This is a genomic window from Methylobacterium sp. 174MFSha1.1, assembly GCF_900116815.1.
GTDB lineage: Bacteria > Pseudomonadota > Alphaproteobacteria > Rhizobiales > Beijerinckiaceae > Methylobacterium.
In genome coordinates, this window is sequence record NZ_FPCB01000006.1 from 84,596 (window position 1) to 98,961 (window position 14,366).

General features: G+C 72.8%; 11 protein-coding genes and 1 pseudogene. 2 read left to right on the top strand and 10 right to left on the bottom strand.

The window, feature by feature from the left end; all coding sequences use genetic code 11:
• Nucleotides 1-83: 83 nt before the first annotated feature.
• Nucleotides 84-251, top strand: a pseudogene (locus BM430_RS35165) (IS630 family transposase); the annotation flags it as partial.
• Here BM430_RS35165 and BM430_RS03870 read toward each other — a convergent pair.
• The 6 genes from BM430_RS03870 to BM430_RS03895 are packed head-to-tail and all read right to left on the bottom strand — an operon-like array spanning nt 236 to nt 7,346.
• Nucleotides 236-1,006, bottom strand: a complete 771-nt coding sequence (locus BM430_RS03870) for a hypothetical protein (RefSeq protein ID WP_093565611.1) — start codon at nt 1,004-1,006, stop codon at nt 236-238. The pseudogene BM430_RS35165 and the gene BM430_RS03870 sit on opposite strands and share 16 nt — an antisense overlap.
• Entirely contained in the window at nt 1,003-2,805 is a 1,803-nt protein-coding gene (locus BM430_RS03875; protein ID WP_177302928.1) for an ABC transporter ATP-binding protein, read from the bottom strand. The genes BM430_RS03870 and BM430_RS03875 overlap by 4 nt, the downstream gene beginning before the upstream one ends.
• Nucleotides 2,802-3,596 carry a glycosyltransferase family 2 protein gene (locus BM430_RS03880; RefSeq protein ID WP_093565615.1) on the bottom strand — a complete coding sequence of 265 codons (795 nt, stop codon included), beginning with the start codon at nt 3,594-3,596 and terminating at the stop codon, nt 2,802-2,804. The genes BM430_RS03875 and BM430_RS03880 overlap by 4 nt, the downstream gene beginning before the upstream one ends.
• Nucleotides 3,593-4,741 carry a glycosyltransferase gene (locus tag BM430_RS34535; protein WP_177302929.1) on the bottom strand — a complete coding sequence of 383 codons (1,149 nt, stop codon included), beginning with the start codon at nt 4,739-4,741 and terminating at the stop codon, nt 3,593-3,595. Before BM430_RS34535 ends, BM430_RS03880 begins: the two co-directional genes overlap by 4 nt.
• Nucleotides 4,738-6,195, bottom strand: coding sequence for a hypothetical protein (locus BM430_RS03890; protein WP_093565617.1), 1,458 nt, complete (start codon nt 6,193-6,195; stop codon nt 4,738-4,740). The genes BM430_RS34535 and BM430_RS03890 overlap by 4 nt, the downstream gene beginning before the upstream one ends.
• On the bottom strand, nt 6,192-7,346 hold the full coding sequence (locus tag BM430_RS03895; RefSeq protein ID WP_093565619.1) for a glycosyltransferase family 4 protein: 1,155 nt from the start codon (nt 7,344-7,346) through the stop codon (nt 6,192-6,194). Before BM430_RS03895 ends, BM430_RS03890 begins: the two co-directional genes overlap by 4 nt.
• A gap of 53 nt (nt 7,347-7,399) precedes the next feature.
• Between BM430_RS03895 and BM430_RS03900 the strand changes: the two genes are divergently transcribed.
• Entirely contained in the window at nt 7,400-8,680 is a 1,281-nt protein-coding gene (locus tag BM430_RS03900; RefSeq protein WP_093565621.1) for a glycosyltransferase family 4 protein, read from the top strand.
• Between the two features lie 308 nt (nt 8,681-8,988).
• Here BM430_RS03900 and BM430_RS03905 read toward each other — a convergent pair whose 3' ends face one another.
• The 4 genes from BM430_RS03905 to BM430_RS34540 form a co-directional block, all read right to left on the bottom strand.
• Nucleotides 8,989-10,509, bottom strand: a complete 1,521-nt coding sequence (locus tag BM430_RS03905; protein WP_210188403.1) for a sugar transferase — start codon at nt 10,507-10,509, stop codon at nt 8,989-8,991.
• A gap of 614 nt (nt 10,510-11,123) precedes the next feature.
• Nucleotides 11,124-12,284, bottom strand: coding sequence for a nucleotidyltransferase family protein (locus tag BM430_RS03910; protein WP_093565622.1), 1,161 nt, complete (start codon nt 12,282-12,284; stop codon nt 11,124-11,126).
• Nucleotides 12,281-13,693 (bottom strand): O-antigen ligase family protein, encoded by a 1,413-nt coding sequence (locus tag BM430_RS03915; protein WP_143131956.1) that lies wholly within the window; start codon nt 13,691-13,693, stop codon nt 12,281-12,283. Before BM430_RS03915 ends, BM430_RS03910 begins: the two co-directional genes overlap by 4 nt.
• A 94-nt stretch (nt 13,694-13,787) precedes the next feature.
• Nucleotides 13,788-14,363, bottom strand: coding sequence for a hypothetical protein (locus BM430_RS34540; protein WP_177302930.1), 576 nt, complete (start codon nt 14,361-14,363; stop codon nt 13,788-13,790).
• Between the last annotated feature and the right edge of the window lie 3 nt (nt 14,364-14,366).

Here is a 14,366-nt window from a genome sequence, read left to right on the forward strand (position 1 = left end):
GCGTAAACGGCCAGGTGTCTGGGCCAGTGCATCGACGCATTCAGAGGTCTCGCAGGGGGCCTGAGCCATGCGAGTCCGAGGGCATGACTCAGACTGTCTGCTTGATCCCCAACGCCGCCGACCTGGCGCACCTGTCCGCCCTCGTCGCCGATCGGGCGCAGCCCCTCAAGCACGTCGAGCGCGCCCGCATCATCCTGCTCTCGGCCGAGCGCCTCTGCGTCCTCGACGTCGCACATCAGGCGGGCGGCAGCGTCCCCGGCAACCAGCGGCCGGCCATGCACTGGCGCGCCGCCGCCGCGAGCTTCTCGGGATAGCCGGGACAGGCCGGCCCAATCAGCGGCAGGTCGAAATCGGCGATGGTGGCGGCGATGCCGGCCGCGTCGAGGGCCCGGCCGGCGGCCACGGCGTGGCGGGCGATCTCCAGCTCCTGGCCCCAGAAGTAGACCGCCCCCGCCCGGACGTTGTCCTGCATCCGCCGCACCTCCTCGACCCGGCCGTCGGAGACGAAGGGCAGCCAGATGTCGGGCATCAAGAGGTCGACCGGCCCGTCGGGGCGCCAGCGGAAGGCGTCGCCCTGCACGACGCGGATCTTGGCGCGGGCCGCCGCCGGCAGTTGCGCGAAGATGTCGAGCTCGCGGTGGATCGCGAGCACGTCCTCGTCCTGCTCGACCACGGTCACGGCCGTCACCGCCTCGCGCATCGCCGTCGCGGCGGCGGCCCAGCCCATCCCTAAGCCGACGATCGCCACCGCGCCGCGGGCGAGCCGGATGCCGATCTCCTGGCTCTCCAACTCGCGCGGGGTCATCGACATCCAGCTCTGGCCGTCGCGCAGCAACGCGGCCATGCCGGAGACGAGCCGCACCCCGCTCCAGTAGCCGGGGCAGAAGACCAAGTCCGCGTGGCGGATCTCCCAGGCGCCCTTTCGGATAGGATCGTAGCGGGGGATGAACAGGTCGGTCTCGAACCGGGAGACCGGGTCGTCGGTCGCGGGGTCGCAGGGTGTCACGGCAGAGGGCTCTCGTGCGGCGGGAGAGGTGATCGGTCGAGGAGAGCCGCGCCCGGCCCCGCCCGCAGGCCGACCGTGCCGTCCTCGAGATGCAGGATCCGGTCGGCCGCCGCGAACAGGGCCGAGCGGTGGGCGATGGCCAGGATCGTCGTCTGCCGCGACAGGCGCCGCAGGCTCGCGACGACCCGCCCCTCGGAGTCCCGGTCGAGGGCGGCGGTCGCCTCGTCGAGGACGAGGAGGTCGGGCCGGCGCAGGAAGGCGCGGGCGAGCATCAGCCGCTGGCGCTGGCCGCCGGACAGCCGGCCGCCCCGCTCGCCCACCACCGTGTCGAGGCCCTGGGGGAGCTGCCGCACGAACTCCGCCGCCGCCTCGTCGAGGGCGTGGTGGATCTCCTCCTCGGTCGCCCCCGGCCGGGCGAGGAGGAGATTGGCCCGGATCGTGTCGTGGAACAGGAAGGGCTCCTGGTCGACATAGGCGACGCGCGCCCGCCAACCCGCGCGGCACGCCGCGTCGAGGGGGGCGCCGTCGATCAGGATGCGGCCTGCCTCCGGCGCCGTCAGGCCCATCACGAGGTCCGCCAGCGTCGACTTGCCGGCGCCCGAGGGACCGGACAGGACCGTGAGCGAGCGGGCCGGCAGGACGAGATCGACCCCGCGCAGGACCGGCGCCTCACCGCCCGGATGGGTGAAGGCGACGCCGCAGAGCTCCAGGTGCTGCCGCAGCCGCGGGGCGGGCGCCGTCGACGTCGGATTCAAGGTCGCCGGTTCCGAGGTCACCGGTTCCACGGATGCGGTCTCCCGCGCCGCCCGGCAGCGCGCCTCGCTGGCGCGGAACTGCGTGTAGACCGGCAGGAGGCGTCCGAGCTGCCGCCAGAGATCGAGGGCCTGGGCGAGGGTGGAAGCGAGCCTGACCAGGGCGAGGGCGAGGGCGAGCATCGCCGCCGCGTCGAGGCGCAGCACGCTCAGGCCGTAGACCGCGCCGGCCGCCGCCGCTGCCGCCGCGGCGAAGCGCTGACCCGCCTTCGCGGTGGCGAGGGCCCGGGACTGGGCGAGCTGGGCTGCGCGCACTTCGTCGAGCCGCGCCCGCAGCGCCTCCTGCCGGCGCGCCTCCGCCTGCAGCACCTTGATCACCTTCAGGCCCGCGAAGGCGTCGGCGAGCTCGGCGTGATGCTGCCGGGCGAGCCGCGCCATCGTCGCCGCCAGCGTCGCGGCGCGGCGCGCCAGAGGCAGCATCGGCAGGCCGGCGAGCGCCAGCAGCACGACAGCCACGGCGGCCAGCCCCGGCGAGAGCGCCAGGGTGGCCGCCAGGAGGAGGGGCAGGTGGATCAGGCGGGCGGCGAGGTTGATCGCGATCTGGGTCGCGAAGGCGCTCTGTCCCGCCTCGGCGGTGAGCGCGTGGACGAGATCGGCCGGACGTCTCACCGCCTCGGTGCCCCAGCCGGCCCGCAGGGCGTCGCTGTGCAGGCGCAGGCGCAGGCGGTTGCCGAAATCCAGGGTCAGGGCGCTCGACGCCACGGTCTGCCCGTAGAGCAGGAGCGCCGCGAGGCCGACCAGCAGGAGGTAGAGCGCCGCGAGGCCCGGCCGCTCGGCCGCGAGCCGGCCCGGATCGAGCAGCGCCGGCAGGACCACGAGCGCGGCCCCTTCGAGGGCGGCGGCGGCGACCGCCATCGCCACGATGAGGCCGAAGCGCCCGCGCCGGTCGCCGATCGCGTCGCGCAGCAGGGCCAAGGCCTCGCGCAGCTGCGCCCGGATCGCGGCGGGGCGCCCGCCTCCGGCCCACGCGGCCGCGAGCCGTCTCACGGGCATGGTCCGGACGCGGCTCCGGTGCGGCGGCGATCGAGGATCTCCAGGGCGATCATGATCTCCGCCAGGGTGCGCTGCAGGACGTAGATCCAGCCCGGCCAGCCGTCGAGGCAGCAGCGCTTCACCACGAGCGTGTAGACGAAGACCAGGATCGGCGCCGGCCAGCCGAGCAGGCGCAGGCGCCCGACGAGGCCGCGCCGCGGCGCCGCCATCAGGAACTCCGCCTCCAGGGCGGCGTAGCGGCGCTGCGAGGCGATCCAGCGGCCGAGGGGCTTGCGGTCGTCGTGGAAGATCGGCGCCGACAGTGCGCGCGTCTCGCCGCTCTCGAGGACGAGGCGCTGGGTGTGCCCTTCCTGGACGTAGCGGCCGCGGGCCCGGCGGAACAGGACGGTCTGGGCCGGGTAGAGCGTCCCGGAGAGGGGCTGCCCCCCGATGCAGTAGCGGAAGGCCGCCCGATAGCCCGCCACGTCCTCGGGCGGCGCCAGGGCCGCGATCTCGGCGACGAGGGCCGGGGCGAGGCGGTAATCGGCGTCGAGGGCAAGAATCCAGGGTTCGGCGACGCCGCAGCCCGAGACGCCGTGGTTCCACTGCGCGGCATGCGCGTCGAAGGGCCGGACCGCGACGCGCACGTTCGGGTAGCGCGCCGCGATCGTCCGGGTGGCATCCGTGCTCCCGCTGTCGAGAACCAGCACCCGGGGAAAGGCTCCCAGAGCGTCGAGCGTGCGCGCGATGTTGGGCTCCTCGTCGAAGGCGAGGATCAGCACGCAGATCTGATCGAGAAAACTCATCGCGGCCCGTCCCGGTGCGCCGCGACCGTCTCGTAGAGCTCGACCAGCCGACGGGTCATCGCCGCGGCGCCGTAGCGCTCGGCCGCGAGCGCCCGCGCCCGCCGGCCCATCCCGGTCCGCAGAGGGGCGGAGCGGAGCAGATCTTCGAGGGCCGCGCGCAGGGAGGCCGGATCGGGGGCGACGGCGAGCCCGGCGCCGGCTTGCGCGACCTCCCCGGCCAGGGCCACGCCGTGGCCGAGCAGGCAGGGCAGGCCCGCCGCGAGCGCCTCGGCGGCGGCGATGCCGAAATTCTCCGAGAAGGACGGCAGGACGAAGAGATCCGCCGCGGCGAGGAGCGCGGCCTTGCGCGCCCCCTCGACATGGCCGAGCCAGACGATGCGGTCGCCGAGCGGGGCCGCCCGCGCCTTGAGCGCGGCGACATAGGCCGGCGGCCCGTCTCCCGCCACGAGGAGCAGGCCGGCCTCCCCGAAGGCCTCCGAGCCCGCCAGGGCGTCGAGGAGCCCTTCGAGGTTCTTCTTCGGATCGAGCCGGGACAGGAACAGCAGCACGGTCCGCCCGGCGGGGGCCGGCAGGCCGGGGCATGCGGACGGGGCCTCGGCCGGGGGCAGCCCGAGCGGAATCACCACGCCGCGCATCGGGATGCCGAGATCCTCCGCCTCGGCCTGCTCGGCGGGGCTCGTGAAGTGGACCGCCGCCGCGCCGCGCAGGAGAGGCCCCTCCAGGCAAGCCAGGGACAGCCGCTTGAGCGCCGGCCGCCGCGCCGCGAGCCCGTACCGGGCCAGGGTCCCGAGCGGGCGCACGACGTAGGGGATCCGGAGCGCCCGGGCCTGGAGGGCGGCGAGATTCGGCGCGAACGAGAACAGCGCGTGCACATGCACGACGTCGTGCCGCCGCACCAGGGACGGCAGGAGCGGCACGAGGCCCGGGGCCGTCTTGTAGAAGGCCGCCCGGCGGCGAAGGCAGATGCGGCGCACCCTTTCGGGCGCGGGCGGGAGGGGGCCGTCCCGCCGGGCCACGGTGGTCAGGGTCGTGACCTCGAGGCCGGCGGCGGACAGACCCCGCTCGATCTCCAGCATCGCCCGGCTCGGGCCCCCGTCGGCTTCCGCGAGCGAGGGGATGACGTGCAGGACCCGCAGGCGCCTCACCGGCCCGCTCCCGGTACCGTCGTCCAGCGCAGGACGAGCGGGACGGCCGTTTTCAGGACCAGCCAGGCGACGAGCAGCGAGACGGCGAACCCGCCCCCGGTCTTGGTGATGCTGCTGTCGAGGAAGCCGACCGACAGGAGCACGAAGGTGGCGAGGCCCATCCCGAGCAACGGGCCCGCCTTCCGTGAGCGCGACAGCGTCCGGAAGGTGAAGCCGTAGGTCCAGCCGATGCCGAACAGCGCCAGGAACATGCCGGGGACGCCGAAATCGATGTAGGTCTCGGCGATGTAGCCCAGGCTGATCGAGGTGCCCTCGCTCTCCCCGGCCAGGCCGCCGGTGTAGAGGTTGGTGCGCACCGTGTCGTCGATCACCGATTTTTCCGGAAAGAGCGCCCGCGGGAAGAACGGCCGGCTCACCGCGTCCGCCAGCAGGGCCCCGTCCTCGTGGGGGAGGTGATTGGGGACGTAGCCGAGGACGGCCGACAGGAAGTCGACGTAGGACAGGCGACGGATCAGGTGGTCGACTCCGAGTTCGATCGCCTGGGCGTCGAGATTCGCCGTCAGCTCGGCGAGCTTGGTGATCCGCGTCGCGTAGTCGACCGTGACGATCTGCTCCTTGCGGCCCTCGGAGACGAAGCTGCGGTAATCGACCTTCACGCTCGTCCAGATCACGCTGAGGCACAGCAGGGCGGCCACGAGGGCGGCGAACCCCGCCTGCATCCGGCCCGTCAGGCGGAGGCCCGAGGCGAAGGCCGCGAAGATCGTGACGAGGAAGACCGTGCGGAACTCGGAGAAGTAGCCGCCGACGCTCAGTGCCAGCTCGACGAAGAAGGCCAGGGCGAAGCAGGGGCCGGTCGCGTTGCCCCGCACGAAGCTCGCATAGGCGAGCGTGTAGTAGAAGCACCATCGCAGGGACGCGACGGCGAGCATCACCTGGGTGAGGCCGGGCACCAGCCGGCCGAGTCCCAGGGCCAGGATCGAGGCCGCCGAGACGAGGAGATAGGCGAGGAACCAGCGCTCGACGGGATGGGACAGCGCGATCCGGCGCGCCGTCGCGGCCTCGTACGGGCGCCAGGCTCCGGTGCCGAGCCGCATGCCGACGGCCAGGCAGAGGACGCCCACGAGGCTCAGCCTCGTCGCCCGGTCCATGTCGCCCCCGAAGTTGGAGTACGAGAAGAGTTCGATGCCGAGCCAGTTCGCATGAAAGACGGCGACCGCCGCTCCGACCCAGTGAAGGCAGAAGGTGATCGGCAGGACGGCGGATTCTCCCGGCCGCCACAGGATCACCCAGCCGATCGCGAACACCGCGAGGGCGAGCAGGGCGAGCGGGAGGTTGGGGCCGAAGCTGAAGCCCAGGAACAGGACGGACAGGACGGCGAGCATCGGCAGCCGCTGCGCGACCGCCGCGGCCAGCCCCGCCGTGGTCGCGAGGACGGGGGGATCGCTCCTCCTCACGGCCGCCGCCTCCGCACCGACTGCAGGGCGGCCTCGATCCCGTCCGTGGCAGCGGACAGCCCGTATCGCTGCGCGAGAGCGCGAGGGGCCTCGGTGCGCGTCATCGTGATCACTCGCGTCAGAGCGTCGGAGAGGGCGTCCGGATCGCCCGTGCGGAAGCTTCGTCCCGCCAGCGGATCCTGAGTCAGATCGGGGACGCAGCCGCAGGCATCGGATACAACGATGGGTCGATTGCAGGCAAGCGCTTCGTTTGCTACGAGTCCCCATGTCTCGATATCTGACGCAAGGACGAGACAATCTGAAGCCGCATAGACTTCCGGTAATCTGCTCTGGTTGCAGAAACCGAGCCGGTGCATCGGCACCTCCGCTCGGGCGGCCGCCGCAGCGATCTCTTCCTCTAGGGGGCCGGATCCGGCGACGAGGATCTCGACCGGGACGCCCCGCCGCCGGCAGGACGCGGCGGCCGTGACGAGGTCGAAGGGCCGCTTGCGGACGATCAGCTTGCCCGCCAGCAGGGCCACGGGCGTCGCCGCGCCGATGCCGAGGCGCCGGCGCAGGCCCTCCCTCGCCTCCGGCGTCGCGCCGGCGGCGAAGCGGCCGGTGTCGACGCAGTGGGGGGAGAAGAACAGGCGCTCCGCCGGGTAGCGGTAATGGGCGTAATAGGCCCGCGACCGGGCGCCCACATAGGCCGCCGCGTCGAACATCCGCAGGAAGGCGGGATAGAGGCAGGCCTTGAGCGCGGTCCGGGCGGTCGAGCGCGGGGTGCCGAGGTGACTGTCCCCGCGCACGAGGACGGGCAGGCCGAGCCGTTTCGCGGCCAGCAGGCCCTGCAGGTAGGTCTTGCTGCCCCAGCCGGTGAGCAGGAGCGCGTCATAGCCCCCGGCCCGCAGCCTCTCGCCGATGTCCGGTGTGTCGCAACCCCGGAAGGTGTCGGTCCCGGGGCGGCGGGCGGTGTTGGCGAGGAAGGAGTGGGCGTAGCCCCCGGTGATGTCGATGTCCCAGTCGAAAGCGTGGCCGAACCCGGCCCGGCCCTGCTCGTCCGGGCTCGCCCAGTGAGCGAAGAGCACCTTCAGGTCGACGCGCCGCGCCAGTTCGCGAAATAGAGGACCATAATATTGGATCGGATGCGTGGTCAGGACCGCGAGGCGCATGACATGGTATTCCCTACGGCAGGCCGCTCCGAGAGACAGTCGAGATCCGCCCGATGGCCGTGATTCTGGTCAACCGCTTCTTCCATCCCGACCTCTCGGCCACCAGCCAGTTCGTCTCGGACCTCGCCTTCGCCCTCGCGGCCGAGGGCCGCGACGTCCGCGTGGTCACCAGCCGGCTCCGCTACGAGGAGGCCGCCGCCCCTCCCCTTCCGGCGCGCGAGGTGGTCGCCGGGGTGCAGGTGACGCGGATTTGGACGTCCCGGTTCGGGCGCGCCCACCTCCCCGGACGGACGGCCGACTACCTCACCTTCTACCTGTCGGCGGCGTGGTGCCTGTGGCGCCTCGTGCGGCGCGGGGACGTCGTGATCGCCAAGACCGACCCGCCGCTGGTCTCGGTCGTCGCGGCGGCGATCTGCCGGTTGCGGGGGGCACGGCTGGTGAACTGGCTGCAGGACCTGTTTCCCGAGGTCGCCCAGGCCTTCGGCATCGGCGGCGGGGGCCGCCTCGCCTACGCGCGCCGCCTCGCCTACGCGCTCCTGGCGGGCTTGCGCGACGCGTCCCTGCGAATGGCCGCCGCGAATGTCGTGATCGGCCACGCGATGGCGGCGCGGGTCGAGGCGCGCGGGATCGCGCGCTCGACGATCCGGCTCATTCCGAACTGGGCCGACCGGGCCGCCGTGCGGCCGGTGGCGCACGCGGACAATCCGTTCCGCCGGATGATCGTCGCGACGCAGGACGACCCGTTCGTGGTGGTCTATTCGGGCAATCTCGGCCGCGTGCACGAGATCGACACGATGGTCGCCGCGATGGCGATCCTGGCCGGCGACGCGGAGGGGGACCACGCCGCAGGCCGTCGGCCCGTGCGCTGGATCGTCATCGGTTCGGGCGCCCTGACCCCGCTCCTGCAGGAGGAGGTGGCCCGGCGCGGGTTGGACACGGTCGCTTTCCTGCCCTACCAACCGCGATCCGCCCTGGCGCACAGCCTCTCGGCGGCCGACGCCCACCTCGCCTGCCTGCGCCCGGAATTCGAGGGGTTCGTCGTGCCGAGCAAGGTCAGCGGCGCCGCCGCCGCCGGGCGGCCGATCCTGTTCGTAGGGGATCCGGCCGGCGAGATCGGCCGGTTCGTCACGCGATACGGCTGCGGCTTCGCGATCTCCTGCGGGGACGGCGCAGGCCTCGCGTCCGCGATCCGCGAACTCGCCGCGGATCCGGCCCGCTGCGCGGCGATGGGCCGCCGGGCGCGGGCGGCGTTCGACGCGGAGTTCGACCGGGATACGGCGCTTGCCCGCTGGAGGTGCCTGCTCGACGAGACCGTGCCCGAACGGACGGCCTGAGCGGCGCGGCCGCCGGTCCGGTGGGGAGAGGCCGTCTGATTCACGCCCGATCGTGGGGCAACCCCGCCGCCGTCGGGCAGGCCGACCGGCATGGGTTCCTGCCCCCGTCCGAGCTCGCGCCGGAACCGGACGGAGGGGCGGGCCCGGAACGAGCGGTCCGTCCATTCAGCCTCGCCGCGTGCCGCCGGCGCGACACATGTCATCGTGGCCGGGCGCGAGTTCCCGCCGTGACGCCCTCCCCTGCACCGGGACGCGCGCCCCGCCGGCGGCGTGCGCCCGGCCACGGGCTGGATGGGACCGTCGGCGCATCAGGGCCGGGGCCGCGGGGAGGACGGAAGCGGCGCCGCAACGCCTTGTCCGTCGAAGACGGCCAGAGCCTCGGCGAGCGCCCTGCGGTTCACGCTCTCCCCCGTCAGGACCATGCGCACGGTCCCGGCGAGGATGTGCAAGTCGAGGGTGAAGGAGGCGGTGCGGATCCACCAGAGGTCGAGCGCGGTCTTCTCGGCCGGGCTGATCGTGCGTCCGCCCTTGACCTGCGCCCATCCGGTGAGGCCGGGCCGGACCACCAGCCGGTCGCGGCCCTCCGCGGGCTGGTCGATGGCGAGCAGCGGGCGTGGTCCGGTCAGGGCCATGTCGCCGATGAGGACGTTCCAGAGCTGCGGCAGCTCGTCCAGCCGGCTGCGGCGCAGGACTCGGCCGATGCCCGACAGCCGCTCGTCCTCCGGGATCCGCAGGCCGCGACTGTCATGGGCCGGCGCCATCGTCCGGAACTTGTAGAGGCGGAAGCCCGCACCGCCGAGGCCGAGGCGATTCTGCCAGAAGATCGGCGGCCAGCCGAGGTCGATCGTTACCAGGACCAGCACGAGGCCGCCGAGGGGGGCGAGGGCGAGGGCGGCGCAGACCGTGACGACCACGTCGACGATGCGCTTCCGGCGCCAGTAGGGAGCCTGCGCGAGCCGCTCCAGGTCGGCGGGACCGAGCACGGCCAAGGCGCGGAACGGGTCCGTCTGCGCGGAGGATCGACCGTCGGGCGCGGGAGACGCCGGCGGCGGGCGCTCCGGTCGCGTGCCGGCGAGACGGGCGGAGAGCTGGTCGATCCGGATCCCCTGCTCCGCCTCGAGCCGGATCAAGGTGGTGCGGGCATGTTCCGTAAGGGCGGAGAGCGGAACCGTCAGGACGATCCGGCGGATGTCGACGCCGTGCACCGCGAGGTCCGCGACCAGCCGCGCGAGGTCGTCCTGGGTGCCGAGAACGCGGTACTGCCGCAGGAAGCGGCCGACATGCCGCGGCCGGATGCAGACGATCCCCGCCACGCTCACCTGGTCCTCGCCGGCTTCCAGCAGCGCCCGCAGGAACACCTCGGTCATCGAGTTGAGGCCGAGGATGAGGACGCTCTCGGCCGGTCGTCGCATGACGGGCGCCGCGACGGGCCGCGGATTGCGCCGGCGCATGATGAAATGCGCGCGTGCGACCAGACGCGGGCCGAGCAGGATCATGGTGATCAGGACGGGCTGCATCACCGGGATGGCGCGCGCGACGCCCTCCAGCCGGTTGTAGGCGAACACGATCGCCACCGTGCAGATGGTCGTGACAAGGGCGACGCCGATCACCTTGACGATGTCGACCAGCGAGGCGAAGCGCCAGAAGCCGAGATCGAGTCCCGACAGGCCGATGACGATCGTCGCCGAGGCGGCGGTGACGCACAGGTAGGGGGCCGAGGCCGCCAGGTCCGGCCACTGTATGTCCAGGTCGGTGCGCAGGAATATCGCGGCCAGCGTCGCCAGCACGGCAAGAGCAACGTCGACGATGATGCGCGGCAGACGGCCCAAGACAAACATCCAGAAATATTTCGGAATATTCGAAGAGCGGCAACGCCGCGACTCTTCGACTTATCCCACAGAACATCGCGGCCGAGCGTGAGCCGACCGAGCGAGACAATCGCAGGTCACCATGCACATCCCTTGGCGCGGCAGGCAGGCATCATGGATAAGATTTTGATCCGCCTAAAATCAGGGATATCGGGTTGTCTTCAATCGCTTCTTCGTTCACGTCGGCACTGATTCTATCTTATCGTGGTTTTTAATCCTTGGGTCAATACCCATTCCGCAAAGGTAGAAAGTGCGATGATTGCAGCGACCCGTTGAGGAATTTTCCGGCGCCCGAATCGGCCGGCCGCCTCGGCTCAATTCGAATATGCGTCGTCCCTGGAATCTTCGAGAGTTACGCCACCGCTCGAGCATGGAACGAACGTGATCGGCTCACGATACCGGGCACCGAGACTCTCGGTATCATCGTAGACCATCCCGACAAATCTTCCTCTTCGACGAATCCGTCCGATCTCACAGTTCCGTTTTCGCTCATCGGCTGCCGCGTCTGCCGACCCGGATGGACTGTCGGGGCGATCCGCCGAGAAGGCGTGTCCGATCCAGGTTGCGTCGGTGCATCACCGGCAGCGTCCGGCGAGATCGTGCAGGAGGCGCGTCGCGACGAAGTACGGCCGTGCGAGGTGATGCACCGGCAGCGGCAGCCCGAGGCCGAGCCGCCGGACATCGTCCGGCATCGGGCGCGCGACCTCGCCGAGGGCCGCCATGGCGGCGCGCGCGACCGCATCCTGCTGCGCGATCTCGCGCCAGAGCCAGCGGTAGCGGCCGGGGCGGGTGCGCGCACGCGGCGAATCGATCCCGATGCTCAGCCGTTCCAGCCCCCAGGCGCTCACCTGCTCGACCCGCCGCGCCACCCGCGGCGCGGCGGGCGGCCAGGGCGACTCCTCGCGGGCGAAGAGCAGCCCGGCGAGGCGGGACGCGGCGCGCACGGCGACCTCCGCGCCGCACTCCCGCGCCGTCTCGACGAGCAGGCACGCCTCGTCCCTTCCCCGCGGCAGCAGGCGGGCCGCGTCGAGGAGCCAGGCGAGGCGATACCAGAGGCCGCGCGCCCCGTGCCAGGCGACGTAGGTCGCGAGCATCGGGCCGGTCAGCGTCGGGATCGCCGCGCCCGCGACGGTCACGCGACCCTGGGCCGCCGCCGCGAAAGGGTCGAGACGGAACTGCACGAAGCGGGGACCGAGCGATTCGTGCAGTTCGAGGAGCGGCTGCCCGGTCAGGGTCGGCTGCAGTTCCACGTCGTGGCGGGCGGTGATCCGCATCAGGGCCTGCCAACCCTGCGGGACCGTCCAGCCGGCCGATGCCGCGGCGGACATGGCGGCGGCGAGCCGCGGTCGCGGCACGATCACGTCGAGATCGCGGACCACGCGCACCGTCGCATCGCCGTGGAGTTGCATCGAGAGGGCCGGCCCCTTGAGGGCGACGAACGGCACGCCCTCGCCCTCGAGGGCACGGGCGAGCCGGACGAGGTGGGCGGCGGCCAGGAACGACCTGCGGCGGCCGCGCTCCGCCCTGGCGACGAGCGCGGCGGGGGGCGGCGGCGCCAGCGCGCGGGCGGCGAGCGCCTGCCAGCTGCGCTGCGCGATCACCGGGACGCGGTGGGCCTCGGCGAGCGCCGCGACCGCATCGGCATCGACCGGGCCGTCGAGAGAGGGGGCCGTCCCGCCGAGATCGTACCGGCACAGGCCGATCAGCCACCGCAGCTCCGCCGAGCCGTGCCTCATCCGGCCCTGCCCGGGTCAGGCAGGGTGGCGCCGGACTCGTCCCGGCTGCGCCGCCGCCTCAAGCGCTGTCCGATCGCGTTGCCATCGAACAGTGCTCTCGATTTTTGATCTTGCCGCATCGTCCTCGACGAACCGGTGCCCGCTTCGTCGGACGACGCTCTCGCTCCGCTCGCGGCGGGCGGCCGTCGCGCCGAGGCGGGAGAGCGCGCGAACTCGGCCGTCCCGAGCCCGCAGGCCAGGGCGAGGATCAGGCTCACCGACATCGTGCGCAGGGGATAGTCCACGGTCGCGTGCAGGGCGCAGAGCCAGAGCGCGGCGAGGGCCGCGCGGCGGAACGGGTTCTCGCGCCCGGCGGCGCGGGAGACGGTCGCGCGCAGCAGGGCGGTGAGGGCGCAGGCGAGGAGCAGGAGCGCCGGCAGACCGCCTTCGAGGACGAGTTCCAGCCAGTCGTTATGGGCGTTGTTCACCACGGCCGGGATCAGCTCCTCCGGCCCCTCGGTCCGGGCGTAGAGCCGCTCGAAGCTGCCGAAGCCGCCGCCGACGGGGAACACCTCCGTCACGGCGCGCCACGTGCCGCGCGCGATCTGCCAGCGCAGGTCTCCCGAGACCGCTTCCGCCTGCAGCCGCAAGGTCGCCGCTCCGAAGACGGCGAGCCCGACGAGGAGCGGGGCCGCGGCGATCCCACCCCAGACCGCGACGGAGCGGCTCCGTCCGGCCACCGCCCCCGCGGTCCCGAGGATCCAGGCGACGGCGAGGCAGGCGCCGACGCCGAGCAGCAGCCCGGCCCGCGAACCCGAGGCCGCGATCCCCAGGAGGAACACGGAACCGGTCGCGGCGAGCCACGCCCGCTCGGCGAGCGGCAGGCCGCCGCGGCGCGCGCTGAGCGCACCGGCCAGGACGACCAGAAGGGCGAGGAACGTCGCGTGATGGTTGCGGTTGGCGAACAGCCCGACCGCATCGCTGCGCGAGGCCGTGGCGTAGAGGCGCAGCGGGCTGTCCGGCCCGCCCGCGATCTGGCCGAGGCCGAGACCCACGCTGACGAGGCCGACGAGGATCGCGAGATGCGCGAGGCGACGTCGCGCCGCTTCGTCGAGATGCGGCACCGCGAGGAACAGGGCGACGGGCGGCAGGAGCGCGAGCCAGAACCGTTCCGTGGCGGCGGGCGCGAGGCTCACGGGCAGCCAGGGCGGGGCCGATCCGGCCGTCGCATAGGCGTCGGCGACGGACCGGCGTCCGGGCAGGCTCACCCAGAGCTCAGGGGGAAGCGGAACGAGCTGCAGGAGGGGCAGCCCGAGGATGACGCCGGCGATCCACCAGCGCGAACGCGCCCCGCCGTTGCCGCGATCGCCCGCCGCCGCGACCAGGATCAGCAGCGGCAGGCTGAGGAGTTCGGGCAGGGCAGGCAGCATCCGTCCCGCGGCGGCGCTCCCCCGACGAGGCATCCGGCCACGAGGACGGCCGCGCCGAGGTTCGCGATCATGCGTTGCGGCAAGGGCGGACGCGCTACTGGGCGCTCACGGTCGAGGGCGTGGACCGGTTGCTGCTGCTGGTTGCGACCCCGATGCCGACGGCACCGGCCGTGCCCGCCGCGATGAGCCCGGCCAACGCCGGGGTGGAGAGGCCCGCCACACCCGTCGCGCCCGCTGCTCCCGCCACGCCCGGAACACCGGGGGCACCCGCCACACCCGGTGCGCCAGGTCCGTTCGGCGCGCCGGGTCCGTTCGACGCGGATTGCTGGACGCCGGTCGGGTCGACGTTCCTGACCCGTGCGCAGGTCTGGCTGCCGCTCCGGCTCAGACTCACGAGCGAACCCGCGCCGACCGTCAGGCTGCAACTGGCGCCGAGCGACAGCGTCGCGGCGTTCGCGCCCGAGAGAACGCGGTCACCGCCCCGCAGAAGGGAGCCGGACTCGAGCGGACGAAACTGTCCGCCCCGGGACACCTGCAATCCTCCGGGAGACGAGAGCGAGGGAGCCCCGCCGCCGCAGACGAGCCCGCCCTGATTCTGGCAAGCCGCCGAGGCTTCCCAGGCCGGAAGGCACATCGGCAGCATCAGGGGTACGATCAAAAACTTGTTCATCGG

Excerpts from the sequence above, each read along its gene's own strand:
- BM430_RS03880 (WP_093565615.1), bottom strand. The coding sequence starts at position 3,596 with ATGAGTTTTCTCGATCAGATCTGCGTGCTGATCCTCGCCTTCGACGAG.
- BM430_RS03915 (WP_143131956.1), bottom strand. The coding sequence starts at position 13,693 with ATGCTGCCTGCCCTGCCCGAACTCCTCAGCCTGCCGCTGCTGATCCTG.
- BM430_RS34540 (WP_177302930.1), bottom strand. The coding sequence starts at position 14,363 with ATGAACAAGTTTTTGATCGTACCCCTGATGCTGCCGATGTGCCTTCCG.
- BM430_RS03895 (WP_093565619.1), bottom strand. The coding sequence starts at position 7,346 with ATGCGCCTCGCGGTCCTGACCACGCATCCGATCCAATATTATGGTCCT.
- BM430_RS03910 (WP_093565622.1), bottom strand. The coding sequence starts at position 12,284 with ATGAGGCACGGCTCGGCGGAGCTGCGGTGGCTGATCGGCCTGTGCCGG.
- BM430_RS03900 (WP_093565621.1), top strand. The coding sequence starts at position 7,400 with ATGGCCGTGATTCTGGTCAACCGCTTCTTCCATCCCGACCTCTCGGCC.